Source organism: Bacteroides sp. D22 (assembly GCF_000163675.1).
Lineage (GTDB): Bacteria > Bacteroidota > Bacteroidia > Bacteroidales > Bacteroidaceae > Bacteroides > Bacteroides xylanisolvens.
The window spans coordinates 27,581-53,192 of the sequence record NZ_GG774805.1; the positions used below are offsets into that span (position 1 = coordinate 27,581).

The 25,612-nt window shown below is 41.5% G+C and carries 25 protein-coding genes and 2 tRNA genes; 7 read left to right on the forward strand and 20 right to left on the reverse strand.

Annotated features, from left to right (window positions below; translation table 11 throughout):
- Together HMPREF0106_RS27810 and HMPREF0106_RS0124570 are read left to right on the forward strand one after the other, a co-directional pair.
- The coding region (locus tag HMPREF0106_RS27810; RefSeq protein WP_232286772.1) for a hypothetical protein at window positions 1–215 on the forward strand (215 nt) is incomplete at its 5' end.
- A gap of 23 nt (window positions 216–238) precedes the next feature.
- Window positions 239–496, forward strand: a complete 258-nt coding sequence (locus HMPREF0106_RS0124570) for a hypothetical protein (RefSeq protein WP_008643409.1) — start codon at window positions 239–241, stop codon at window positions 494–496.
- Here the strand turns inward: HMPREF0106_RS0124570 and HMPREF0106_RS13545 are convergent.
- From HMPREF0106_RS13545 to HMPREF0106_RS13525, 5 genes are all read right to left on the reverse strand, one after another.
- Window positions 433–2,007 carry a DUF3352 domain-containing protein gene (locus HMPREF0106_RS13545; RefSeq protein WP_008643411.1) on the reverse strand — a complete coding sequence of 525 codons (1,575 nt, stop codon included), beginning with the start codon at window positions 2,005–2,007 and terminating at the stop codon, window positions 433–435. The two genes, HMPREF0106_RS0124570 and HMPREF0106_RS13545, sit on opposite strands and share 64 nt — an antisense overlap.
- Window positions 2,008–2,090: 83 nt before the next feature.
- Window positions 2,091–2,849, reverse strand: a complete 759-nt coding sequence (locus HMPREF0106_RS13540; RefSeq protein WP_008643420.1) for an MBL fold metallo-hydrolase — start codon at window positions 2,847–2,849, stop codon at window positions 2,091–2,093.
- A 10-nt stretch (window positions 2,850–2,859) separates the two neighbouring features.
- Window positions 2,860–3,852, reverse strand: a complete 993-nt coding sequence (murB, locus tag HMPREF0106_RS13535; RefSeq protein WP_008643422.1) for a UDP-N-acetylmuramate dehydrogenase — start codon at window positions 3,850–3,852, stop codon at window positions 2,860–2,862.
- A 101-nt stretch (window positions 3,853–3,953) separates the two neighbouring features.
- Window positions 3,954–4,802 carry a DUF4348 domain-containing protein gene (locus HMPREF0106_RS13530; RefSeq protein ID WP_004313653.1) on the reverse strand — a complete coding sequence of 283 codons (849 nt, stop codon included), beginning with the start codon at window positions 4,800–4,802 and terminating at the stop codon, window positions 3,954–3,956.
- The gene (locus tag HMPREF0106_RS13525; protein ID WP_004313654.1) at window positions 4,802–5,755 is read right to left on the reverse strand and encodes an NAD-dependent epimerase/dehydratase family protein; all 954 of its coding nucleotides are present in this window, start codon (window positions 5,753–5,755) and stop codon (window positions 4,802–4,804) included. The genes HMPREF0106_RS13530 and HMPREF0106_RS13525 overlap by 1 nt, the downstream gene beginning before the upstream one ends.
- A 136-nt stretch (window positions 5,756–5,891) precedes the next feature.
- On the opposite strand from HMPREF0106_RS13525, the gene kbl reads away from it, so the two are divergent.
- Window positions 5,892–7,085, forward strand: coding sequence for a glycine C-acetyltransferase (gene kbl / locus HMPREF0106_RS13520; protein WP_004313655.1), 1,194 nt, complete (start codon window positions 5,892–5,894; stop codon window positions 7,083–7,085).
- A gap of 172 nt (window positions 7,086–7,257) precedes the next feature.
- Window positions 7,258–7,665, forward strand: a complete 408-nt coding sequence (locus tag HMPREF0106_RS13515; RefSeq protein ID WP_008025474.1) for a DUF2721 domain-containing protein — start codon at window positions 7,258–7,260, stop codon at window positions 7,663–7,665.
- 33 nt (window positions 7,666–7,698) lie between these two features.
- On the opposite strand, the gene HMPREF0106_RS13510 is transcribed toward HMPREF0106_RS13515, so the two are convergent.
- The 10 genes from HMPREF0106_RS13510 to purU all read right to left on the reverse strand — a co-directional run bounded on the left by HMPREF0106_RS13510 (window position 7,699) and on the right by purU (window position 18,000).
- Window positions 7,699–9,963, reverse strand: a complete 2,265-nt coding sequence (locus HMPREF0106_RS13510; RefSeq protein WP_009039842.1) for an ATP-binding protein — start codon at window positions 9,961–9,963, stop codon at window positions 7,699–7,701.
- A gap of 153 nt (window positions 9,964–10,116) precedes the next feature.
- A complete protein-coding gene (locus tag HMPREF0106_RS13505; RefSeq protein ID WP_004304025.1) occupies window positions 10,117–10,596 on the reverse strand; it encodes a ferritin in 480 nt (159 codons plus the stop codon).
- Window positions 10,597–10,738: 142 nt separating this feature from the next.
- Window positions 10,739–11,899, reverse strand: a complete 1,161-nt coding sequence (lysA, locus tag HMPREF0106_RS13500; protein WP_008643429.1) for a diaminopimelate decarboxylase — start codon at window positions 11,897–11,899, stop codon at window positions 10,739–10,741.
- Window positions 11,900–11,977: 78 nt separating this feature from the next.
- Entirely contained in the window at window positions 11,978–13,297 is a 1,320-nt protein-coding gene (locus tag HMPREF0106_RS13495) for an aspartate kinase (RefSeq protein ID WP_004313659.1), read from the reverse strand.
- Between the two features lie 13 nt (window positions 13,298–13,310).
- Window positions 13,311–14,039 carry a cell division ATP-binding protein FtsE gene (locus HMPREF0106_RS13490; protein ID WP_004313660.1) on the reverse strand — a complete coding sequence of 243 codons (729 nt, stop codon included), beginning with the start codon at window positions 14,037–14,039 and terminating at the stop codon, window positions 13,311–13,313.
- A gap of 42 nt (window positions 14,040–14,081) precedes the next feature.
- Window positions 14,082–14,693 (reverse strand): bifunctional phosphoribosyl-AMP cyclohydrolase/phosphoribosyl-ATP diphosphatase HisIE, encoded by a 612-nt coding sequence (gene hisIE, locus HMPREF0106_RS13485; protein WP_004313661.1) that lies wholly within the window; start codon window positions 14,691–14,693, stop codon window positions 14,082–14,084.
- Window positions 14,694–14,886: 193 nt separating this feature from the next.
- Complete coding sequence (gene hisF, locus HMPREF0106_RS13480; RefSeq protein ID WP_008643433.1) at window positions 14,887–15,639, reverse strand: imidazole glycerol phosphate synthase subunit HisF; 753 nt, start codon at window positions 15,637–15,639, stop codon at window positions 14,887–14,889.
- Between the two features lie 124 nt (window positions 15,640–15,763).
- Window positions 15,764–16,483 carry a 1-(5-phosphoribosyl)-5-[(5-phosphoribosylamino)methylideneamino]imidazole-4-carboxamide isomerase gene (hisA, locus tag HMPREF0106_RS13475; RefSeq protein ID WP_004313663.1) on the reverse strand — a complete coding sequence of 240 codons (720 nt, stop codon included), beginning with the start codon at window positions 16,481–16,483 and terminating at the stop codon, window positions 15,764–15,766.
- A gap of 69 nt (window positions 16,484–16,552) precedes the next feature.
- Window positions 16,553–17,143 (reverse strand): imidazole glycerol phosphate synthase subunit HisH, encoded by a 591-nt coding sequence (gene hisH, locus HMPREF0106_RS13470; protein WP_009039843.1) that lies wholly within the window; start codon window positions 17,141–17,143, stop codon window positions 16,553–16,555.
- Window positions 17,143–18,000: a formyltetrahydrofolate deformylase gene (gene purU, locus HMPREF0106_RS13465; protein ID WP_008771204.1), complete on the reverse strand. Its 858-nt coding sequence runs from the start codon at window positions 17,998–18,000 to the stop codon at window positions 17,143–17,145. The genes hisH and purU overlap by 1 nt, the downstream gene beginning before the upstream one ends.
- Window positions 18,001–18,440: 440 nt before the next feature.
- Between purU and HMPREF0106_RS13460 the strand changes: the two genes are divergently transcribed.
- The 3 genes from HMPREF0106_RS13460 (at window position 18,441) to HMPREF0106_RS13450 (ending at window position 19,768) form a co-directional block, all read left to right on the forward strand.
- Window positions 18,441–18,514: transfer RNA gene (locus HMPREF0106_RS13460), tRNA-Asp, on the forward strand.
- A gap of 55 nt (window positions 18,515–18,569) precedes the next feature.
- Window positions 18,570–18,643: transfer RNA gene (locus tag HMPREF0106_RS13455), tRNA-Asp, on the forward strand.
- Between the two features lie 528 nt (window positions 18,644–19,171).
- A complete protein-coding gene (locus HMPREF0106_RS13450) occupies window positions 19,172–19,768 on the forward strand; it encodes a type 1 glutamine amidotransferase family protein (RefSeq protein WP_009039844.1) in 597 nt (198 codons plus the stop codon).
- Window positions 19,769–20,344: 576 nt separating this feature from the next.
- On the opposite strand, the gene HMPREF0106_RS13445 is transcribed toward HMPREF0106_RS13450, so the two are convergent.
- The 5 genes from HMPREF0106_RS13445 to HMPREF0106_RS13425 all read right to left on the reverse strand — a co-directional run bounded on the left by HMPREF0106_RS13445 (window position 20,345) and on the right by HMPREF0106_RS13425 (window position 25,603).
- Window positions 20,345–20,767, reverse strand: coding sequence for a pyridoxamine 5'-phosphate oxidase family protein (locus tag HMPREF0106_RS13445; protein ID WP_004317738.1), 423 nt, complete (start codon window positions 20,765–20,767; stop codon window positions 20,345–20,347).
- A 91-nt stretch (window positions 20,768–20,858) separates the two neighbouring features.
- Entirely contained in the window at window positions 20,859–21,737 is an 879-nt protein-coding gene (locus HMPREF0106_RS13440) for an AraC family transcriptional regulator (RefSeq protein ID WP_008771206.1), read from the reverse strand.
- A 122-nt stretch (window positions 21,738–21,859) separates the two neighbouring features.
- Entirely contained in the window at window positions 21,860–22,408 is a 549-nt protein-coding gene (locus HMPREF0106_RS13435; protein ID WP_009039845.1) for a Crp/Fnr family transcriptional regulator, read from the reverse strand.
- Between the two features lie 40 nt (window positions 22,409–22,448).
- Window positions 22,449–23,813: an MATE family efflux transporter gene (locus HMPREF0106_RS13430; RefSeq protein WP_009039846.1), complete on the reverse strand. Its 1,365-nt coding sequence runs from the start codon at window positions 23,811–23,813 to the stop codon at window positions 22,449–22,451.
- Window positions 23,814–24,073: 260 nt separating this feature from the next.
- Window positions 24,074–25,603, reverse strand: a complete 1,530-nt coding sequence (locus tag HMPREF0106_RS13425; RefSeq protein WP_032851311.1) for an STM4011 family radical SAM protein — start codon at window positions 25,601–25,603, stop codon at window positions 24,074–24,076.
- Window positions 25,604–25,612 lie beyond the last annotated feature (9 nt).

Sequence of the window (25,612 nt, forward strand, 5' to 3'; positions counted from 1 at the left end):
GGAGTTTTTTTATCTCCTTTTCTCCCGAAAAAAACAAATCTTTTTCTTCTTCTTTTTCATCTTCAGAAGAAGAAGTTTTTTTATTTATTTCTTTGTTTATAATGGGGGATGAATTTTTCTGTATATTTTACGTATTTTCTGTGAATTTTTCTGTATATTTTACAGATTCAAATGTTAAAATCACTCATAATAAGCTGACCATAGGACTATTATAAGCACACATATAAAAACGGCAAAAATGCAAAAAGAAAAAAAACAAAAAGGCGTTTCTCCAAAAGCAGAACGCACACAAAAAAGTATGGGTCAATGGAGCAAAAAAAACGATAAACAGCATCTTGAAAATGTATGGAGGAAGCAGGCAAAGTTTATGGATAATCCAGCCAAAAGCTATGGAGGTTTTCAGAAAAATGATCGCAGACAAACGATGATTTTTTATTCTGATTTATATTTCAAAACAATATTAGGATATACCACTCCATCTGCACAGGCAAACTGAACAAAGAGGGTGAAATGACGGAAGAAGTCGGCGTTGCGCAGAAAGAAATCCGGTACAAAACGAACGTGATTTTCTGATTGTTGGAATATGTGGTCGAAATCCGCCATCAGCATAAAATGGTAGGAATCGGACAAATGATCCATGCCTGTCTGATAGACCATCGCTCCATTGAGCACCTCACCTTTATCCAGTTGGCGAATATAATGCGCGAGAGCATCCGCATCAGGAGCGAGCAACAAGCGCCCGCCATAGAAGGCTGCATATACATCCAAAGTTGGTTCCGCAAAACTGGTTAGTTGTTCAAACAATGTTGTTTGAGGTAACCGATAGATAGGATATGCTTTATTTACAGTATAACAAAAAGTTATACGCGGATTTCTTCTTCCTTCGTCCGCCGAAGCGGCATTAACAAGAGCACGAAGCATTCGCTCGGCTTCCGTTACATCTGCCACCGACAGGCTCAAGACTGCCGCTGCACCCTGCAAAGTATCTTCACGCTGAAAGAGACAGGCAACCAAATCCTGCCCGGCATTTTCCATCAGATAGCGTGAAAACTCTTTATCCCTATTTTGCACTTCACTCGTGCGGGCAGGCACGCTCTGTCCCTGGGCATTTCCATAAGAAAGTAGAGACACCCAGTCCGTAATCCCTTGCCTGCTGAAATAGAAAGCAGTAGATGGCAACACTTCTCCCGGAAATCCCTTGACGGATTGCTGCTGGCGAAGCTGGTTTATAAACGCAAAGCAAGTGTCTGCATCGTGAGTGATGCCGGAGAAATAGATGAAATCATCTTTCATTTTCATGTCAAATTCCGTCCATCCCATCATCCCTTGCATACGGGTATAGATGGTAGCGGCCGCCGCACTTTTTTTCGGAGCACGTATTCCTGTAAAGGTAGAATCATCAGCCAATGATTTTCCACTTTTATACGCATCAATAACGTTTTCAATCAGTTTTTTCTGAAAGCTCAATGCCATAAAATCGGATGTCAGATAGCAGGCAAGAAAATCACCGTCCGCCATTGGATAAATAATTATCTCTTCTCCTTTGTAAATAAATGTTTTCGGCGGATAAAGTGAGGATATATATTTGCGTACAAATCTGTTTACCAACTCCTTATCCCCATTTCCCAATCTACAATAGAGCACTTGATTACGTTCGTTATCCGGCTCGTGGAAACTAATCAACATTTGATTCATTTGCCGGCTTAAACCGTGGGGAGTATCTTCTGAAAGGGCGTAAAGACTCTGTTTCAGATAAGAAAAGAGTTTGGATACATAAAGATATTGCTGATTTTTACTGCAAGTCAGCTCATCGACTTCTGCTACAAATTCGAGCACGTCATCAGTAACGAATACTGCTGAAGTTGTGGATGGCACCAGTTCATAAAGATTAAAGTCTTTCTGCCCTTCAGCTGCTGACAGTCTAAAAAAAGAGTACAATGCGAAACCTGAGCACAAAAGTACAACAGAAGATGTGATCGCTATTTTCACTATCGTACGAAGTTTCATAATATTCGCTGTTTATCGGCTAGGTGCAAAAATAATAATTTCTACAAAGAAAACAAAACTTTTGCTAAAAATTTCACCGATAATCAAACATAGATATCCAATCCGTCGAACGCCAGGTGAATATTTTCCGGAAGGTTCTTTTCAACCTCCGCATGCAAGCCCATATCATGACTCATGTGTATAAAGTATGTCTTCTTTGCCTGAATACGTCGGGCCACCGCCAATGCTTCTTCCAAATTTTGGTGAGTAGGATGCGAGGCGATCCGAAGCGCATTCATTACCAAAACATCTATTCCTGCCAATTGTTCATAGGATTCTTCGGGCATGGTCAACATATCAGTGATATACCCCAACTGCCCGATACGATACCCCAGAATCGGCAGTCGGCCATGCATCACACGCAGAGGAAGCACTTCCGTGTGATTTATAGAAAAGGATTGCCCCGCCGAAATTTCCTGTAAAGGAATATCGGGAACACCCGGATAACGATGGTCGACAAAGCAATAGGGCATACGCAAACGCAATCCCTGCGCTACATAATCTTCCGCATAAATAGGCACGGAACCGAACCGGCAAAACGGACGTAAATCATCCAGTCCGCCTACATGGTCATAATGTTCGTGCGTAATGAGCACACCATCTATCCTCTCAAAAGGGAGATGTAATACCTGTGTCCGGAAATCGGGACCACAATCTATCAGAATCCGCGCGTCATCTGTCTCCACAATAGCAGAGGCACGCAATCGATTATCTTTCAGATCGGAAGAAGTACAAACCGGACATGTACAGCCGATTTGAGGTACTCCCGTCGATGTTCCACTTCCTATAATTCTTACTTTCACTTGTTTATTCTCAATTTATAAAGTTGACTTCCGGATGGATATCAATACCGAACTTCTCACGAACAGAAGCCCGAACTGCATCTGAAAGTGCAATAATATCACTACCTTTTGCTCCGCCACGATTCACCAGCACCAGTGCTTGTTTATCATGCACGGCAGCCGGTCCCAAGGCTTTTCCTTTCCAACCGCATTGGTCAATCATCCATCCTGCCGGAATTTTTACGCGGCCGTCGGCCAGCTCATAGTAGGGTATGCGGGGATATTCCTGTTGCAAGGCTTCCAGTTCTTCTTTCGGCACAATGGGGTTCATAAAGAAACTACCGGCATTACCCATCACTTTCGGATCGGGCAGCTTGCTCTCGCGAATAGCAATAATCACTTTCCGAACAACAGAAAGTGTCAACGACGGATATTTTTCAAGCTCCTGACGAATGGTGCCATAGTCTAATGTATAATGCTCTTCTTTACTCAATCGGAAACGAACATAAGTGACAAAGGTCGCTTTGTTTTCCGGACGTTTAAAGATACTGTTGCGATAGGTATATCCACATTCCTCTACTAAATAAACGCGTTCTTCAGCTTGAATGTTCACTGTTTCCACAGCCGTTATCAGATCTTTCACCTCAACGCCATAGGCTCCGATATTCTGCACTGCACTTGCCCCCACCTCACCGGGAATCAGCGACAGGTTCTCTGCTCCATACCATCCATGCTCTACACAATAGGCTACAAAGTCATCCCATACTACCCCTGCTCCCACTCGCACTGATACAAAGCGGTCATCTTCTTCCGTCACTTCGATTCCTTCAATGCGGGAATGCAATATCAACCCGTCGTAATCTTTGGTAAACAACAGGTTACTGCCACCACCAATATGCAAAAAAGGTGTCGTAACGGCACCTTGCACAATCAGCTTCTTCAGTTCTTCAACCGAAGTGTACTCTAAAAAACGAGCGGCACTGACATCAATACCGAATGTATTGTAGGGTAAAAGAGAATACATATATTTTTAATTATAAGTTATATCATTATTCGTTATAAGCCGGCAAATACTGTTATATCATTAACAGCAAGGCTATTTCTTGTAGCGTATTACTACCTGCATCAAATGCTTGTATCTTCAAACTTATACAATTCCCATTCCCCGGCTTTGCGACGGAAATAGAGGATATTGGAAAAACCATTACCGATACCTTTCAACGCCAGAATTTTCGTTGGCGAATCATCGTCATTCCGCTGCCCGTAATTGATATTAGAAAGACGATCGGCAGGAAGTCCCGGTTTAAAAGCGAACCACTGATTAAGATCGAGGGTGGTCTCCAGAATAGAGAAATCATCGTCCGGATCGGTGGTTACAAAAGCCAGAGGCTCACACACACGCTTACTCTGAAAAAGACTATCTGCGGCAAAGTGTCCGAAAAACTCCACGAAATTTTCATTATCATTTTGCTTAATGGGACGCAGATTAATTGCCTCTAGCATCCATGCACCTTTGATACGCTCAAAATAGTATTTCTTTACCATTCGTGTTTTCACAAACACCCATTCTACCTGTACGGAAGTGAGGGAGGTATCTCCTACTAAATCCATATCTTCTTCTCTATCAAACAGAAGCGTATAATAATGCTGTTTGGTAAACAAGTCATCATGCTTCCAGTTATGCTCCTCGATATTCGTTTTTTTATCTCCATTGTAGTAAGGCAACGGAAATTTCACACGCTGACGCTGCAACACGTCATCGGAAGCAAAATTGTAGATAAAATCATCGAAAGATTCATCTGCCTGTATAGGTTGCGGATCTTCCGGCGATTCATCACAGTGAATAGAATCGGCTACCCGCCGGATAGAATCCACTTCTTTTGTGATAGATGCGAAGGGGTCAATGTTTGTTTTCTTGTTTCCACAAGCACCCAGTATACCGAGCAACATGACCCCTACAATTAGTTTTTTCATTATTTTAGTTTCTCTCTTAACTTTTCAAGCATATCTACCGTCATGCTTTCCAAATCGTAGGCCGGCTTCCAGCCCCACTCTTCACGAGCGCAGGTGTCATCCAGACTATCGGGCCAGCTATCGGCAATGCGCTGTTTCAAAGGATCTATATCATAGATCATCTCAAACTGCGGCACATGCTTCCTGATAGCCTGATAAATCGTCTCCGGGTCGAAACTCATCGAGGCGATATTGAAAGCATTTCGGTGTATCAATTTTGTCGGATCAGCTTCCATCAGCGTAATTGCTGCGTTCAGCGCATCCGGCATGTACATCATATCCATCAAAGTGCCTTGCTTAATGGGGCACACAAATTTTTCTCCTTTCACCGCCGAGTAATAAATATCGACAGCATAATCGGTCGTACCTCCTCCCGGAGGGGTCACATTCGAAATAATGCCCGGAAAACGGACAGCACGTGTATCGACACCATATTTATTAAAATAGTAGTCACTTAGCAGCTCGGTCGTTACCTTGGTGACTCCATACATGGTGCGCGGACGCTGAATAGTGTCCTGCGGTGTTTTCGTATGAGGCGTACTAGCGCCAAACGAACCGATAGAACTCGGAGTAAACACTGCACATCCTTGTTCGCGTGCCACTTCCAATACATTCCATAATCCATCGATACCTATTTTCCAGGCCAGCTTGGGCTTCGACTCGGCAACTACGGACAGCAGAGCAGCCAAATTATAAATTGTATCGATGTGATACTCTTTTACCACAGATGCAATCGCCTCTCCATCCGTTACATCAGCAATTGCTGACGGTCCGGACTCCTTTAATTCCCCTTTAGGCTCTGCACCCGGAATATAACCTGCTACTACATTTGCATTTCCGTAACGTTTACGTAGCTCCATCGTTAGCTCCGACCCTATCTGTCCGGTAGCTCCAATAATCAAAATGTGTTCCATTTTTTCTTCTGACTTAGAATATCAAGCTTAAATAGTGCGCAAAGTAAGCACTTTTTTTTCAGATTTTAATCAAAAAGACATTGTTATTCCAAGAAAAATTGTGTCCTTTGCAATATAACTTAATCACCCAAACACTATGTACGGTAAAATGCAAGAATATCTCTGCCAAACATTGGCTGAAATCAAGGAAGCCGGACTTTATAAAGAAGAACGACTGATTGAAAGTGCGCAGCAAGCTGCCATCACTGTAAAAGGTAAGGAAGTGCTGAACTTCTGTGCAAATAATTACTTAGGATTATCCAATCACCCGCGATTGATTAAGGCTTCGCAGGAAATGATGAACAACCGTGGCTACGGAATGTCGTCCGTCCGCTTCATTTGTGGAACGCAAGATATACACAAAGAACTGGAAGCTGCCATCTCGGAGTATTTCCAAACGGAAGACACGATCTTGTATGCTGCTTGTTTCGACGCCAACGGCGGCGTATTCGAACCGCTTTTCTCTGAAGAGGATGCCATCATCTCGGATTCTCTGAACCATGCTTCTATCATTGACGGAGTACGTCTTTGCAAGGCAAAGCGCTACCGTTATGCCAACGCTGACATGAAGGACTTGGAAAGATGTCTGCAAGAAGCGCAGGCACAACGTTTCCGTATTGTTGTGACGGACGGTGTGTTCTCTATGGACGGAAATGTAGCTCCGATGGATCAGATTTGCGATCTTGCCGAGAAATACGATGCGCTGGTAATGGTGGACGAGTCACACTCTGCCGGTGTGGTAGGTGCCACAGGGCATGGAGTAAGCGAGTTGTATAAGACTCATGGACGGGTAGATATTTATACCGGAACATTAGGTAAGGCTTTTGGCGGTGCACTGGGAGGTTTCACCACCGGTCGTAAAGAGATTATCGATTTGCTTCGTCAACGCAGCCGCCCGTATCTGTTCTCGAATTCTTTGGCTCCGGGCATCATTGGTGCCAGCCTTGAAGTTTTCAAAATGCTGAAAGAGAGCAATGCATTACATGATAAACTTGTTGAGAATGTAAACTACTTCCGTGATAAGATGACAGCTGCCGGATTTGATATCAAACCGACACAAAGCGCTATCTGTGCCGTTATGTTGTATGACGCGAAGTTGTCCCAGATTTACGCTGCACGTATGCAGGAGGAAGGCATCTATGTGACAGGTTTCTATTATCCGGTAGTGCCGAAAGATCAGGCACGCATCCGTGTGCAAATCTCTGCAGGGCACGAGAAAGCACATCTTGACAAGTGCATCGCTGCCTTTATCAAGGTAGGCAAAGAGCTTAATGTGCTGAAAGCGGAATAACTCCGGGGCAAGGTTTACTTGCAGCATCCATTTTTAGGCACGGATTACACAGATTACGCTGCTGCTTTATGCAAGCATATTTCTAAAACCGTGAAATCCGTGTAACCCGTGCCAAAAAATTCTCTTTTATAAAATGAATTTTGAACCGCTACTTGACTATAAAAAATAGATTATGGAAGAATTGACTCTCACTACTCCTGCCCTACTTTTCTCGGCAGTTTCATTGATATTGCTGGCTTATACCAACCGTTTCTTATCGTATGCCCAACTTGTGCGCCAACTGCGTGACCGCTACATGGAAAACCCTTCGGATATCACCGAAGCACAAATCGAGAATCTACGGAAACGATTGAACCTGACCCGTAGGATGCAAGGACTAGGTATTGCAAGCCTTTTTTTCTGTGTAGTCAGCATGTTCCTTATTTATATCGGGCTTCAATTATTCTCTGCTTATGTATTCGGATTGGCATTGATTCTGCTGATAGCTTCTTTAGGCGTATCTTTCCGCGAAATACAAATTTCCACCCGTTCACTGGAGATTTACCTGGGAACGATGGAGAAAGGGAAACACAAGAAATAAGATTGTTCGTATTCCCGTTAAAGTCTATCATTATCAAGATACCACCCGGCAAGGAAGAATAACCGTAAAACGGCTTCCCTTGCCTACTTCGGACTTGAGTTCGATCTTTCCACCCAGCTTCTCTATAATCACCTGACAAATAGAAAGTCCCAATCCTGCTCCCTGCGAAAATTCGTTTTGTTTGTAGAAACGGCTGAAAATCATCCGTTGTTCTTCTCGTGGAATCCCTCTTCCGGTATCTTCTACATAAATCTGCACTTTGCCTTCATCCGGCAGATAACTATATCCTAATTTGATATATCCGGTTTCCGTAAACTTACCGGCATTATTCAGAAAGTTTGTCAGGACTTGTATCAAGCGCTCTCTGTCCACATTGATTTCCAAAGGTGTATCATCCACTTCTTTCAGGAATTCCAAATGTGGAGCAATCAGAACCTGATGTGTCATATAGATATCGTCAATCAACTCTCTCACCTTGCATCTCTTGAATGAGAAAGACATATATCCTGATTCGATACGGGAAAGTTCCAAAATATCATTAATCAGTTTGAGCAATAACTCGCTGTTCTTGTTAATAGTACTGATATACTCTTCGCGTTCTACGGAACTCAATCCATCTTCCAATGCCAGTATATTGGCAAAGCCAACGATTGAATTAAGCGGAGTACGTATCTCATGGCTCATATTTGCGAGGAATGATTGTTTCAATTCCGCCTTTTCAGCCAATAAGCGTGCTGCTTCCAATTCTTCTTCACGATCTTTTATATCCTGTATATTAAGCAACAAACCTGCGGTTTTATATTCGCCTCCGGGTAGCTGTTTGGTGGTATAACGGAACTCCCACCACTGATAGCCTTTGCCGTCGAAGTTACAAAGCTCCTGCACAATCTTTTTATGAGCACTTTTCAGATTTCGCCAGTTGAACTTCACTCCTTCCCAATGGTCGGGATGGATAAAGCTCATGAATTCCTTAAACGAAAGTTGTCTGGGATTTAACCCTTGCGACGCCCAGAATGCATCTTCAAAAACAAAACAACCGTTATCCAATCTCCAAGCATACGTCATTCCACCCTCAATGGCTAATGACAATGTTTCTTTTTCATCAGCCAATGCTATAAGAGCCTGCTTTTTCCTCATCTGTTCCCGAAGGTATAGCCACCAAAGAGAAGCGAAAAGAATAATTAGTATAAGAATGAACGATGCGACTGAAATTCCCCACAACAAAGGGTATTTATCACTAAACGGAATATTGATAATACGATATTTAGCAGGAATACTTTCCTTACTCAAACCTATTTGCGTCATTGTATTCCAATCAACAACATATTCTTTCCGGCTTTCAACAATAGGCATGTCCGCCGGACTCGCACCGTGTAATATACGAACGGCTGCTTTCACCTCTTCTTCCACCTGAATAGGCAACGAAGTGATGTATCCACCCAGCAACTTCTCACCAAACCCGAAGGCTTCATTGATGGCTGTCAGACTGGGACTGCCACAGATGCTTCCAATATTAATGGTAGTATAATCCCGTTTCAGCTGAATATAACATTGATCTCGGTAGCTTCTGTTCAACACCCACATAAAGGTGGCGTCCGAATGATTTCTGGCATTACGCAAAGGAATAGCCATGAAACGAGTATAACCTTCTTCCTGCGTCAAACGTATCTGTTCTTCAGGAGAAAGTTCGGGGTTATCGATGAATCCGGTCACTTTATGACCTTTAAACTGTTCCTTTGCATCTCTTCTGATTTGTTTATCGATATAAGTAGTATCGAGCATGGTAAACAACCGGACGTGTTCACCGAAAAGTTCTTTTGCCACACTGACATTTTCATTAAAGGCAATCTTATCATGGAAACCCGTCACATTAGGATGGCGTTTCAGCAATCCCCAATTCGGGTAATTGACACCACCAAAAACCACAGGTACTTCTTTGCCCAACTGAACCCCACATTTCATCAATGAATAGGTAGCCTGATCTTCATTCACCAGAATCACTTCCGGCCGCCAGTCTTTCGAAACGGAATCAACCAGAAAACGCATTCGTTCCAACTCCGGTTCTTCCCAGTAGGACTCGCAATCTAAATAAACGGTACGGATATCAGCATCTATTTTCTCTTTCTCAAATTGCTCCGCTATCATCCGGTTAAATTCCGGATAAGCCGCGTAAGTCTCCTCATAAGAGTGGATAACTAAAATACGCCGTTCCTCTTTTTGAGAACAACTGCTCACCCCCAAAAAGAGCAATAAAAATATAGGGAGCAATCTAAAAATTCCTCTGTTCACACCATTCATTTATAATAATCGGGATTAATTTCTCTCTGACTCTTAATACAAAGGTAGTTTATTTCCAGATACGAGCCAAATAAGTGAAAAAAAAGAAGCTACTTGAAGAAATTTCGAGTAGCTTCTTTCTATATAAAGAACTATTTTTTCAGAGTAGCATCATTAACGCTGTCCCAATTGTGAATCTACAAAGAAAATTCCGGTATCACCGGCTTTCTTGATTTTATCAACAATGCCTTGCGCTGTAGCTTCTTCTTCTACCTGTTCACGAACAAATCCCCACAAGAAATCCTGTGTTGCTTTATCCTTTTCAGCAGCTGCTACGTCTACCAGCTTGTCCACCAATTGAGAAACATGACATTCATGTTTGTAAACGTGTTCGAATACTTCGAGAGGTGTACCCCATCCGTTAGGAACAACATCTATTTTATCCACTTTAGCAGTTCCTCCACGTTTGATGATATAATCTGCCATTGCATAAGCATGTCCCATTTCTTCTTGGGATTGTTTTTTCATCCAATGAGCAAAACCACTGAAACCTTCTTTCTCAAAATAGAAAGACATTGCTAAATACAGGTTAGCAGACCACATTTCAGCAGTAATCTGTTCGTTAATTGCATTCTGTAATTTTTCTGAAATCATAATCGTATTTTTTTATTAAGTTGTTAATGTAGTTTCTTTTTGAACTCATTACAAAAATAACACGCTTTCAGTTAAAATTGTTCCATGCACCCTATATTTTTAAACTACATTCACATTTTGATTATAGCAGTTCATTTTTTACTTACACCAATTCGTCGGAAGTATATCCTTTCGGCAGTTCACGACAGTTATATCCGGAAGCCATTATTTCACCGTACGCACCGGCAGAACGAAGGGCGATCAAGTCACCACGCTTCACTTTGTTCAAGTCAATCGCTTTTCCGAAAACGTCTGACGATTCACAGATCGGTCCTACTACATCGTAGGCTTCCAACGGTTCTTCGGAAGTTATATTTTCCATTTTATGGAATGCCTGATACAAAGCCGGACGGATCAGGTCGGTCATACCTGCATCAAGGATGGCAAATTTCTTCCGTGTTCCTTGTTTTACATAGAGGACTTTGGATATCAAAGAACCACACTGACCTACCACTGCACGTCCCAGTTCAAAATGCAATGTCTGATAAGGACGCAATTTCAATTGTCCGGCATAGGTAGCAAAGTAATCCTTGAAATTCGGGACAGCCTGACGGTTGGGGTGTCCGTAATCAATACCCAAACCACCACCTACGTTGATATGTTCTACCAGGATTCTTCGTGCTTCCAGTTTGTCCTGCAACTCATTGACACGATTGCAGAGGGCTACAAAATCACCCATATCCAGAATCTGCGAGCCAATGTGGAAGTGAAGACCGATAAACTTTACGTTTTTCATCTCTTGTGCTACGTCTATCACCTTGTCCATGTCCTGCATACTGATACCGAATTTGTTTTCTGCCAAACCGGTAGTTATATTGGCATGTGTATGTGCGCCGACATCGGGATTGATACGGAAAGCAACATTAGCAATCTTATTTTGAGCAGCAGCCAATTCATTGATTACTTCCAGTTCGGGGATAGACTCGACATTGAAACAGAAGATGCCATACTCCAGTCCGAGATTGATTTCCCAATCTGCTTTGCCGACTCCTGCGAAAACAACTTTATCGGCAGGGAATCCGGCACGGATAGCGGCACGGATTTCTCCGCCGCTCACACAATCGGCTCCCATTCCGCTCTCACGGATAATGGTAAGTACTTTCGGGTTGGCATTGGCTTTAACAGCGTAATGCACTGAATAATTAGGATATTTGGCAACCTCCTGGTTAATAGCCGACAATGTATCACGCAGCACTTTGGTATCGTAATAATAGAAAGGTGTCTGCAAAGTGCGGAATTTATCGATTGGAAATATTCCCTTCATAATTCGAAAAACTTGTTTAGTTGGTTAAAAAAGAGCGCTTTTATCAGTTCGGTAAAAGCGCTCGTGTTATTTGTGGATTTATTTGTCGTTGAAAAGCATATCACTCAACGACTGTAAAGCTACTTTCTTATCGCACTCCCGAATGAGGAAGGAAATATTGTAGTTACTTCCTCCGAACGAGATCATTCGCACCGGTATATTCCGCATCGCATCAAGAGCTTTCGCTTCAAAACCGACATTTTCCCATTCAAGGTCACCTACAACGCAGATGATACACATCTCTTTATCAACGGTTACTGTTCCGTATTTCTTCAAGTCATCCAGAATCTCGTTAAGATGCTTCGTGTTATCGATTGTTACAGATACACCTACCTCTGAAGTACAGATCATGTCGATAGACGTCTGATAGCTTTCGAAGATTTCGAATACCTTACGCAGGAAACCGTGAGCCAATAACATACGGCTGGATTTGATCTTGATCGCAGTAATGTTTTCTTTTGCGGCTACTGCCTTGATTTTACCTTTTTCCGTGTCGTTGGAAATCAGTGTGCCCGGAGCTTCCGGATCCATTGTGTTCAACAGACGAACAGGGATATTGGCATATTTAGCAGGCTGGATGCAGGTAGGGTGCAGGATTTTTGCACCGAAGTAAGCCAACTCGGCTGCTTCTTCGAAGTGAAGCTGACGAACCGGAGCGGTCTTGTCAACAATACGCGGGTCGTTATTGTGCATACCGTCGATATCTGTCCAAATCTGGATTTCAGAAGCGTTTACTGCGGCTCCAATCAAAGAAGCAGTGTAGTCACTACCACCACGTTGCAGATTGTCTATCTCACCGTAAGCATTGCGGCAGATGAAACCTTGCGTAATGTAGATTTCTGTATCCGGATAGAGATCGAGCTGTGCGCGCAATTTATCCTTAATATATACAGGATCCGGCTCTGCGTTCTTGTCAGTACGCATGAATTCCAAAGCTGGAAGCAACACGGACTTCACGCCACATTCCTGCAGGTAGAAGTTTACCATCGCCGTAGAAATAAGCTCTCCCTGTGCCAAAACCACTTTCTCTTCGAACAAAGTGAAAAGGTCTTTAGTATAGGAGCGGATGTAGTCGAAGTGGGATTTGACAACTTCAAGACCTTTCTGTTTATATTCCTGGGTTGCAAAAAGTTCATCAATGTGCTGTTTATATTTTGCTTCCAGCTTATTGATAATCTCGTTGGCACCCTCCGGATTCTTCTTATACAGATAGTCCGAAATTTCCACCAATGTGTTTGTTGTTCCTGACATAGCAGAGAGAACAACAATCTTTTGTTCACCATCGGTAATCAATTTGGCTACTTCCTTCATGCGCTGAGCAGAACCTACGGAAGTTCCTCCAAACTTTAAAACTTTCATTTTCGTTACTGTTTTAGTTATCTATATTTAAATCTATTTCTATTGTTCTCTGTCTGGGCATGTATTCGGCTGTCACATCTACAATTTGATGGTCGGCGCAACGATATACCCTGCCCGGATACTCTTTCAGCAATTGCAAATTGTGCGTTGTCATCACTACGGATGAACCGGATTCACAGATATTGTGCAACAATTCTACAATAGCCTTACCGGTCTCTACGTCCAGATTTCCGGTCGGTTCATCCGCCAGAATAATAGCCGGAGAATTGAGTACGGCACGTGCAATCACAATGCGCTGTTGCTCGCCACCGGAAAGCTCGTTCGGGAGCTTATAACCTTTGTTGGACATTCCCACCAATTGAAGCACTTCTTCAATGCGGTCTTGGATTTCCTGTTTGTTTTTCCAGCCTGTGGCACGAAGCACAAATTCCAGATTATTATATACAGTACGGTCTGTGAGCAACTGAAAATCCTGAAAGACAATGCCTAATTTCCGACGCAGTTGCGGGATATGCTTACGTTTGATAGAACGCATGTTATAACCCAACACTTCCGCTTCACCGTCAATTACGTCCAGTTCGCCATACAGAGTCTTGAGCAAACTCGTTTTTCCCGAGCCTACTTTTCCGATCAAATAGACGAACTCTCCTTTGTGCAGTTCCAGATTTACATCGCTTAGCACACAGAGTTCCTGTTGATGGATTTCTACGTTCTTATATTGAATCAACGCCTCGTCATCCATGCTGACTCCCGTTTTAATTTTTAATTATTAAATTTTAATTGTTTAATGCTTCTTCCATGTACTGCTGTGTCTTTCCTGCAATTCACGTGCAAGGTCTTCGAGACGATAGCCTTTTGAAGTAAGCAATACAATCATGTGATAAATAAGGTCGGCTCCTTCGTAGATCAAACGTTCGTCAGTACCGTTTGTTGCTTCGATTACTGTTTCTACAGCTTCTTCACCTACTTTTTGAGCTATTTTATTGATTCCCGACTCAAACAGACTGGTAGTATAAGAGCCTTCGGGCATTTCTTCATGACGTTTGTCAATGAAATCTTGCAATGCTTTCAGGAACATAACCGGTTCTTCGTTTTTCTCACCCCAACAAGTATCTGTACCAGTATGACACACGGGACCTACCGGGTTTACCTGAATCAGTAGTGTATCATTGTCGCAATCGGCCTTTATAGATACCACATGAAGGAAGTTACCGCTTTCTTCGCCTTTTGTCCACAAACGATTCTTGGTACGGCTAAAGAATGTAACTTTTCCGGTTTCTACCGTTTTATCATAAGCTTCTTTATTCATGAAGCCTAGCATCAAGACTTTACGTGTCTCGTTGTCCTGTATGATAGCCGGAACGAGTCCGTTCATTTTATCGAAATCCAATTCCATTTTTATATAAGTTCTAATTACTATTCCAATTTACAATTATGATCTATTCGCCTATGGAGTTTTTTTTTGCAAATATCTTATTCTATTTATCTAAATAGATTATTCATCAGCATGGAAACCCGGCCGGGGTGCCTCACCCCCTGATGGTAATTCCTTCGCCGCAGCCTAAAGGCTAATTTTTGCTACGCAGCAATTACCTAGTGGTAATTCCTTCGCCGCAAAGATACGATTTTAATTCGGGAATTTTAATTTCTCCGAAGTGAAAAACGCTGGCAGCCAATGCAGCATCTGCCTTTCCTTGTGAAAAGACATCGCGGAAATGCTCTTTACAGCCCGCACCTCCCGAAGCAATGATAGGAATGGAAAGCTGATCCGCCAAAGCGGCAAGTGCATCATTTGCATAACCGGCCTTTACACCATCGTGATTCATGCTTGTGAAGAGAATCTCTCCTGCTCCGCGTTCCTGGGCCTCTTTTGTCCACTCGAACAGGTCTTTATCTGTTTCGATACGTCCTCCATTCAAGTAACATTTCCAACCATTTTCGGCTTGTTTGGCATCTACTGCCAACACACAAACCTGCGAACCGAAATTCTTTGCAATCTCGTCAATCAATTGAGGATTACGGATAGCGGAAGAATTGATAGAGATCTTATCCGCCCCTGCATTCAACAGGCGGTCCACATCACTTAATTCGTTGATTCCGCCACCTACCGTAAATGGGATATTGATATTAGCAGCAATCCGTTTTACCAATTCCGTAAAAGTCTTACGTCCTTCATGACTTGCAGTAATATCCAGGAAAACAAGTTCATCTGCTCCTTGTTCACTGTAAGCGCGGCCTAACTCTACCGGATCACCGGCTTGGCGCAAATTGACAAAATTCGTTCCTTTCACGGTTTGTCCGTCTTTTATATCCAGACAAGGTACTATTCTTTTTGCTAACACAATTCTACTTTTATTTATTGTTCAACAATTTATAATCTATATCCCTGAAGTTTGATTCTTTGTTTCCTCTTATAATAAGGTAGCCATTTATAATATAAACAGCCATTTCATTCTGGTACGCTAATTATAAAAAGATTCTCAAATCTTTTAAGGTGATATGTCCTTCGTATAATGCCTTACCGAAAATAACTCCGGGAACACCAGCTTCATCCAAAGCAACAATATCATCCACCTTACTCACCCCGCCACTAGCCATCAGATAGAGGTCAGGGAATTTTGCCAGCATCTCCTTATATAAATCAATAGAAGGCCCACTCAACATTCCGTCACAGCTAATATCCGTACAGATTACTTTGCGTATACCTTTATCCATATAATTTTCAAGAAATGGAAAAAGCTCACAGGCACTTTCGTCTTTCCAACCGTTGACGGCTATCTTATGATCTTTTACATCTGCCCCCAAAATGATTTTTTCACTGCCATATATTTCCAGCCAATGACAGAACAATTCCGGGTCTTTCACCGCAATGCTTCCACCTGTAACCATCTGTGCTCCACTCTCAAAAGCAATTTTCAAATCTTCATCACTCTTTACTCCACCACCAAAATCGATAACGAGAGAAGTGTGCGCAGCAATCCGTTCCAACACCCGATAATTGACTACATGATGAGAAGCAGCACCGTCCAGATCTACTACATGAAGCCTGCGAACACCGTTCGCTTCAAACTCCTTGGCAACTTCCACCGGATTTTCGTTATATACTTTCTTACTGTCATAATCTCCCTGGGAAAGACGTACGCACTTTCCGTCAATAATATCAATGGCTGGAATAATTTCTATCATCTATTATTTATTTGCTAAAAGTTTATTATAAATTATGATGGAGTTTATTATAAACGGCAACATAGTTTATTATAGATTCAAAAAGTTCGTCAGAATCTTTTCTCCCGTCTTACCGCTTTTCTCCGGATGGAACTGGGTGGCATAAAAGTTATCTTTATGCAATGCAGCACTAAACGGGTGAATATAATCTGTTGTAGCAGCAGTAAAGTCACAGGTAGGCACATAAAAGCTATGTACAAAATAGACAAACTCTTCTTCGGTGAATCCTTCAAACAATTTGCTATTCGTTTTTCCAATGGTATTCCATCCCATGTGCGGCACTTTATCTTCATGTTTCTGCGGAACAAAACGCTTCACGTCCACATCAAAGATATTCAAACAATCGACCTCTCCTTCTTCGGAATACCGGCACATCAACTGCATACCGAGACAAATTCCAAATACAGGCTGACGGAGATTTTTTATCAGTTTGTCCAGTCCCGTTGCTTTCAAGTGGTTCATGGTAGTTTCTGCCTCTCCCACTCCGGGGAAAATAACTTTATCTGCCGATTGGAGTTCTTCTTTATCAGCAGTAATCACCGCTTCCACACCCAACCGCTTCAAAGCATAATCCACAGAACGAATATTGCCGGCATTGTATTTTACAACTGCTACTTTCATCAGCTAAATATTACTGTTTTATTTTTATAAGCCAAAACTTTACGCTCAATGTGCTTCTGTACTGCACGCGAAAGAACGATTTTTTCCAAATCCTTTCCTTTATTTACAAGGTCTTCAATGGCGTCTTTATGAGTAATACGCACCACGTCCTGCTCAATAATCGGTCCTGCATCCAGTTCAGTCGTTACATAGTGACTGGTTGCACCGATAATCTTCACACCTCTCTGGAATGCCGCATGATAAGGCTTCGCTCCTACAAACGCAGGAAGGAAAGAGTGGTGGATATTGATAATCTTATTCGGATAAGCATTAATCATCTGCTCGGAAATTACCTGCATATAGCGCGCCAATACAATAAATGTAATATTATGCTTGGCAAGCAGTTCCATCTCCTTACGCTCCTGCTCTTCTTTCGTCTCCTTTGTGATAGGAAACAGATAGAAAGGAATTCCGAACCGCTCTGCTACATGCTGCAAATCCGGATGGTTACTTATAATAAGAGGTATTTCTACATTCCATTCTCCGGCTGTATATCGTGCCAATATATCGAAAAGACAATGTGACAGCTTGGAAACGAAAATAGCCATACGTGGTTTTACATCAGAGAAATAAAGGCGAAAATCCATTTCATATTTTTGCCCGTAGAGAGTTCTGAAATAATCTTCAATTTTCTCCTGCGGAACCAGAAAGTCTTTCAGTTCCCATTCAATACGCATAAAGAATATGTTCTCTACATGATCTACATATTGATCCAGATAGATAATATTTCCTTTGTTTACCGTAATAAAGTCTGTCACTTCCGCAAGGATTCCCGGTTTGTCGGGACAGTGCAATAACAGTTTGGCTGTTGTCATCATTCTTTTTACTAATTAACGATTCTAGGCGGATAATTTTCCACCTTTCTTATTTTAGTCCGCAAAAATAACGATTTATTGCAAAATTACGAATTATTCAAGCAGAAAGTTGATATAAAAACGGTGATTTCTTACAGATAGAAAGATATCGGGAGTTATTTTCTATGAATAGAATGACAAACTTCAGGATAGTGACGCTATTGACTTCGGATAGTGACGCTATCCTATCGTGATGGCGTCACTATAACAACCGGATAGCGTCACTATCCGAAGAGAAAAAAAACAATATTTTTTTCATTACAAAAGTACTCAAAATGAGACACTAAGCATTTTTATCGTTTTTTCTTGAAAAAAACTTTTCTCAAAACGCTTGCAGATTTATAAAAAACAACTACCTTTGCACCCGCAATCGAGAGAGATGCAGATTAATAAATTGAAATTCTGGTGCGTTAGTTCAGTTGGTTAGAATACATGCCTGTCACGCATGGGGTCACGGGTTCGAGTCCCGTACGCACCGCTTCTTTCATTAAGAAGTAAAAGAGAATAGAAATGAGTTAATCCAATTAAAATTTGGTGCGTTAGTTCAGTTGGTTAGAATACATGCCTGTCACGCATGGGGTCACGGGTTCGAGTCCCGTACGCACCGCTTCTTAAGAAAGTGAAACAAAGAAAAAGCTCTGTAATTCAATGATTACAGAGTTTTTTTATTTCACTTTTCTACTTTGTACACAGTTGGCTATCTAGCCGGAAATCATATTCTCGAAGCTAACTTCAAGGTTTTCAAATCATAGATTAAGATTTCATCCTTATCTGTTTTGTCATACTTGTTATTATTGTTTGTATCATAATAACCTGCGACGACAAGTTTACCTGTTTGTGTATTGACAGTCCCAGTACGGACAAAAATTTATCTTCCGTTAATTGAGTCATTTCTTTTCCGAGCGTATCGCACTCCCCCATAAGGTATTGTACCTTCCAATTCATTTTTCCTGAATGGAAAAGTTATAGTTTTTACTTCACGCCCTTCATCATTGCTCTTTGAATGATAAAAAGTTTCCTATTGTAAACTGAATAATCATATTTTAATTGTATTATTCGATATTTTACCACAATTACTACTACAAAAGTCAATTAAATATCACACCTTTGTACTCACTAAAAATTAGAATCATATATGAAAGAAGTAATATTTGTAATTTTAGAAGGGTTCGCCGACTGGGAAGGCGCATATATAGCTACCTGTTTGAATCAGGGAGTCAAGCCCGGAAATCCTATTAGTTATAAAGTGAAAACCCTATCAATAACTCAAGAACCCGTAAGTTCAATAGGCGGATTCAGAGTGCTGCCTGATTATAGGCTAAAAGATATGGCGGAAGATTATGCGGGGCTGGTGTTAATTGGCGGTATGAACTGGTTCTCACCTGAAGCTGAATTAATAGTTCCACTTGTAGAAAAAGCTATTAAAGAAAAGAAATTAGTTGCCGGAATATGTAATGCTTCTGTTTTTCTGGGTATGCACGGTTTCCTTAATGAGGTAAAGCATACCAGCAATACGCTCAATTATCTAAAACAGTATGCTGGGGATAAATATACAGGCGATTCGAACTATATCAATGAACAAGCTGTAAGAGACGAGAATATTGTAACTGCCAACGGAACCGGGCAATTGGAATTTTGCAAAGAAATATTATATGCATTAGAAGCTGATACTGCCGATGCGATAGAGGAAAGTTATCTGTTTTATAAAAACGGATTCTGTCCGGGAGCATAAAATGAATGAAAGAATGACCATTCTTAAAAAAGGAATATTTAAGCAATCAGAAAGAGAGACAATAGCATAACGATTTAAGAAAAATAGAAAAAAGCCCGGCATCTGTCGGGAGAAAGTTCTTTATTATTATCATTTGGGACATATATCATCCAAATAGCAGCTATTTTCCATTATTCATTCACCATTCAACATAAAATATTAAGATAACCGTTCTTTTTATTATTCCTATCCTTTCTAACAGTTATGCCAAACTAGAGAAAAACCACCCTCAAAAAGACCAGTTTCAGCTTCCTCACCGATGACAAACAAGTTCCTCGGTGAGGAAGCTAGCGACGCACACCGAGGAACACCCCGCTCCTCACCGAGGAACGAACGCTTTGCCAACAAGAAAAGATGCATTCCGTATGTAGTTTTATGCGAAATAGACCTGTATTTCCGCATATTATTGCACTATTTTATGCCGTTTATTCACTGGTTCATTGTTTTTAAAGTTGCTATTCTTTTATACAATCTTAAAAATAGCACATTGAGACTATAAAAGCGCTGTCTCTTAGTATCTCTTATATACTATGAGTTTTATTCTACGATAAAGCTCTCCGATTTGAAATTACTATAAAACCTACCGGAAGTTGCCGTAAATTTCAATACACAATAGTCGGGATCTGTCACTCCTTCCGGGTAATACATGGTATCACCCTCCTGCCAAATCATTTCTTTGCTGGCACTGTCTGTCAATACTTCCATTGTACCCCGCAGCATCGCACCTCTAAAAAATCTTGTATCACAAAAGTAAATACACGCATGATTGTTTTCCCGGTATTGCGCCACACGCATGGATGAAGTATTCGTTGTCAGATAAATCGTTTTTATCCCTTCCCTTTTTCTTGGCTGCAACATTGCCTTGATATTAGGAAATCCCTCCCTGTCTATAGAACCGATAAAAGCTGTTTTCAACTTATCAATCATGTTCCCTACTGTTTTTTCTGCGTCTCTCATCATTTCATTTTTTATTGTTAGTTATTATCTGATGCGAAAGTAGAGAAATAGAAGAGGAACGGCGTAATAAAAAGAAAGGGGAAAATAGTACTTTTTACGGTTTATGTGTTTTCCGATAAAGTAATGGAGTTTCTCCCGTATGTTGCCGGAAGCTGCGAATAAAATAGGAGACCGTTGAAAAGCAGAGTTCAAAAGCAATATCCGATATAGGGACGTTTGTATAAACGAGCAGTCTTTTAGCCTCATCCATCACTTTATTCTGAATATATTGTTTGGCGCTGAACCCCATTGTCGAGGTTACCATCTCATTCAAATAGTTTGAAGTAATGCAGAGTTTATCCGCATAATACTGAACCGAGTGTTGCTCTTTCGAATGGATATTTACCAAATTCATGAATTTACTTACATGATTATTAGACGCTTCTCTGCTCCTGCCCTCCTCTATCGAAGTCATTTTAAGATAAGCCCGGTCCAATAACATCAGGACTTCATAAAGCAACGCTCTCAATACATGCACATCGTTTTGCTGATACGAGTCGATCTCCATCTTTATATGATGCAAAATTTGGAGTATACGGGCATAAAGCTCATCTGGCAAATGCAGTCTTGATGAAAAGCTTTCCAGCTGAAAAAACGAAAGATGCTGTACAAACAAAGAATCTTTAAAGAGGGAAGACAAGAACTCTTCCTCGAAAATCAGCGCATAACCATTGATGATATGACGCGTATCCCAGTTCCGGATTTCTCCCGGTTTAGAGAATAGAACGTCACATGGGGTTACTTCATAGGTTTGGTTATCGACTGAAAACGTCCCTTTACCTTCTGTTATAAAAGTAACATCATAATAATTCAACGTGTGAATAGCACTTTCAGCCAAGAACTTCTTCACATATTTCAGTTCTACCACATCGACCAAAAGTTCGCTTCCATACTTATTCTTATAAAAAGTATATCGAGGTATTGAGTTTTTCATTTGGAATACAAAAATAATATTCCTTACCAAATAATCCAAAGACTTTTCAAACTCAATTTTGAATAGTCAATGAACCATCTGATAAGGAATACATAGAAAAATAGATGTCCAGGTTATATTTCCTATTTAGAACTTCCAGCCATATATCCCAAACTGGTTACATCGGCACCCAGATAATGAGTAATATACTTCAAAGGTACCCTGTACAGAATATCTGGGATTTCTGCCAATAAAGAAAGATACCTCTCTCTTACCGTCAGTTTACGAACGTTCATATTCTCTTCTTCTTTAAAATAGAACTGATATTCCATCAGTTGACGAACCAAGTTGGCAAACGAAATAGATGTTGCGCACAACTCTTCAATCTCCTCTTCGCTGATGTAATAAGCAGCACATTTCGTCAGCGCCTTTACAGCATATTGACTGGAGTTATAGCACAATACAGCATCCCCTTCAGATAAAAACCGGATGGTTCTATCCTCTCCTTCATGAGTCGTGTATGTATGCAGAATGCCGGAAACAATAATATACAAGCTCTGCTCGGGCATTGTGGCAGATGCAATCGTTTCTCCTTTATCCAGATACACCATTTCCATACGAGCCAACAGCTCTTTCACTTCTTTTTCATCAACCTGATACTCAAAACAGAGTTTCTTCAAATAAGCTTCCATACAAAATAGATTTTAGTTAATATATGTCACCTAAAAACACCTAATTCGACATAGCAGGCATCAATGTGCCTCTCAAGTATAATTTCCTTTGGGTATATCGCAAATACCAGATACAAATCAATAATGAAACCACCGTTGAAATGGGTGGAGCAAATCCCATGATAAACAGCGACGAGCTATCCATCTGACTGAACCAGTATGACAATGGTATACGGAACAGAAACGTGGCTATCAGACTGTGAATCATCGGGAATAACGAGTTCCCTTGTCCGCTGAAATAAGAATTGATGCAGAACACAAAACTGACTACGATACAGTCGATGCTATATCCCCGCAGGTACTCTGCTGCCATTGCCACCACAGCGGCATCTTTCGTAAAAAAAGCGGTAAGAGTCTCCGGCAGGAATTGCGAATACACGCAAACCGACACACCGAAAACAAGAGCAATCCCTATTCCGGAAGCAAGACATTTATTCATTCTCTTGATAAGTCCCGCCCCGTAATTTTGTGCAGTCATGGTTGCCACAGCCGATGATATAGCCATCGGAGGCAACATGGCAAACACTATGATTTTCTCAACAACACCTAAAGAAGCAGACGCAATGACTCCCATCTGATTCACAATGACAGTGATTATCAGAAATGAAACATTGATTAAAGCATCTTGCAAAGCAATAGGCGCTCCCAATACCATGATCTTTTTAGACAGATTCCGGTTCAAACGGATATCCTTCCGTGAGAAATCAAAGTGGAATCCATGCCGGTATAAGAACCAAAGCGCTATTCCAAAGCTAACGCCTTGCGCGGTTACAGTAGCAATAGCCGCTCCTGTAGCTCCCCAATGGAAATAGCCGACCAGTATAAAATCGAGCACTATATTGATTATACATGCCAAGCCTACAAAATAAAGCGGTGTCTTTGAATCACCCAATCCACGCAGGATACCACATACAACGTTATACCCTATTATGAACAGAATACCAGCCGAACATACCAGAATATAGTTTTTAGTATCAGCCATCGCTTCCGCAGGCGTGTGCATCAGTTCGGTTATCTGCCCATGAAATGCCAGCATGACCAAGGTCAGCAAGACTCCTACGATTGAAAATAGCCACACGGAAGAACCGATTGTAAAAGCTACTTTCCGGTCATCTTTTGCTCCGATAGCGATAGCAATCAGCACGGTTGTGCCTGTCGTAATGCCAAGAATAATACCCGTAATCGTCTGCATCACCTGACTGCCGATAGCCACAGCCGCCACACTTGCCGAATCATCATATTGCCCCACAACAAACAAGTCGGCTCCACCATAAAGTGCCTGAAGCACATTGGCAATAAGAAAAGGTACTGCAAATTGCAGCAATACCTTCGGAACACTTCCTTGTGTCAAATTTAACTCTTTCATAGTTTCTCCGCTACTTTACCTCTTATCTTAAATTGTTACAATAAAAAATAGTGCCGGACAAGCGAATGATTTACACCATTCATCTTATCCAGCACTATAATTATCTATTATAGCACCCTCCGATGAGGATTTTTATGCCTGTCCCTATTTTCGGGCTGCAAATATGGGCTTTGTTTTTATAACTACCAAATTATAACTGATTTTTATTTTTGAATGGTACAATCAGGTATCAATGTGAAGCTTTTATTGCAGCCGCTTTTCTACTCCCGGAAGCGGAAGAAAGCAGCCAATCGGTCCGGATTCAGCGTGTAGCGGGCACGTTCTTTTAAAAGTGGTTCGGCGTTCATCACTGCACAAGAATGAGACACCACTGACATCATCTCCCAATCCTTCAGTGAATTTCCGACAACCAATACTTGGTCAAGGGGAAAAGCTAAAGCCTTGCATATATGAAGCACTCCTTTCCGTTTATCAATTTCCTTATGGATAACCGTAATAAGAGGTGGTTTATAAAACACCTGATAAGGTTTCTCTTTTAAGCGAGAAAGAATATTTATTCTCTCTTCCTTATCATAAACCAGCATGCTGTATTTATAGACTTGACCTTCATAGCTATGCGCCGTTATCTTTGTGGATTCTTCGTTTATGTCCAGTAGCAATTCAACCGGCATACACTGGCTCTGCCCGCCATATACCAGTAATCCACCGTCGGCAAACACCCCTCCTTCAAACAGGCTGAAAAGAGTCTTGCCTAACTTTCTCCGTGCCTGTTGCATAGATAAAGAAGTAGCAAGATATAAGGGAACAAATTGCGCTATGTACCGCAAAGCATGGGCATAACTTTCTGAAACCCTTCCCTGTGCATCGGTAAGTGTTCCATCCACATCAAAAAACACGGAAGTAATGAAAGGCTTATCCGGGATCCGCCAAAATGCACCTGCTCCCATTATTCGATGCAAAGGATGATTAGTCAAATTACTGAAAGCAATGTAACAATCACAGACCTTCCGCCGACAAGGAAGCAAGGGGTCCAAGATCTGATTCTGATAAAGATTTCCTATCTTCACCTGACTTCGGGGACAAGCAAAGATATCTCCTTTCCAATCAATAAAACAACTACTTCTCCCTCCCGAACAGATAGTCCATTGAGCCGAAGCGTTTTTTAAATCATACTCAAAAAGGTTATCCAGTTGCGTAAAAAAACGAATATCTTCTACGCTCAACGGAGACTTCAAACCTTGCATAGCATTAATAAACAAATAAATATCCGGCAAAAGAGCATTTCGCAAATCGCTAAGTACACTTTTTGCCATCGGATTGCCTACCGCTCCGGCACAGACCTGTATTCCTGCATTATAAAGCGTATGAAGTCGCCGGACAAAACTTTCTACTGAAGTCATTTCCGGATGAAAGCTGGCCCAAATCTTTATCTTACTTATCAATGCCGGTGTAGCCGGAAATTCGTCCAGCCATTCATCGGCCGAAAAAGAAAGATTAGTCTGACAGGAAATTCCGGCCACTTGTGGCAACGCCGCTAAATGAATGATCCCTTTCCGATAATAACGATGTATCAATGCTTCACCGTAAGGAATAATAAATAACTGCAACGGTCCCCCTTTCCATTGTTCAATAGCCGTAATAAAACGGTTCCACGCCTGTTCATCCTGCGTAGTGGCTGTCAGATGTGACTTTTTGCCGAAAGGACAGTAAGAGCAGGTATAATTGCAGCTATTCAATTTACCGCGATAATAGATACGCTTGATGGAAAGTAAATCCCCCTCGTTTTTCATTTCCATTTC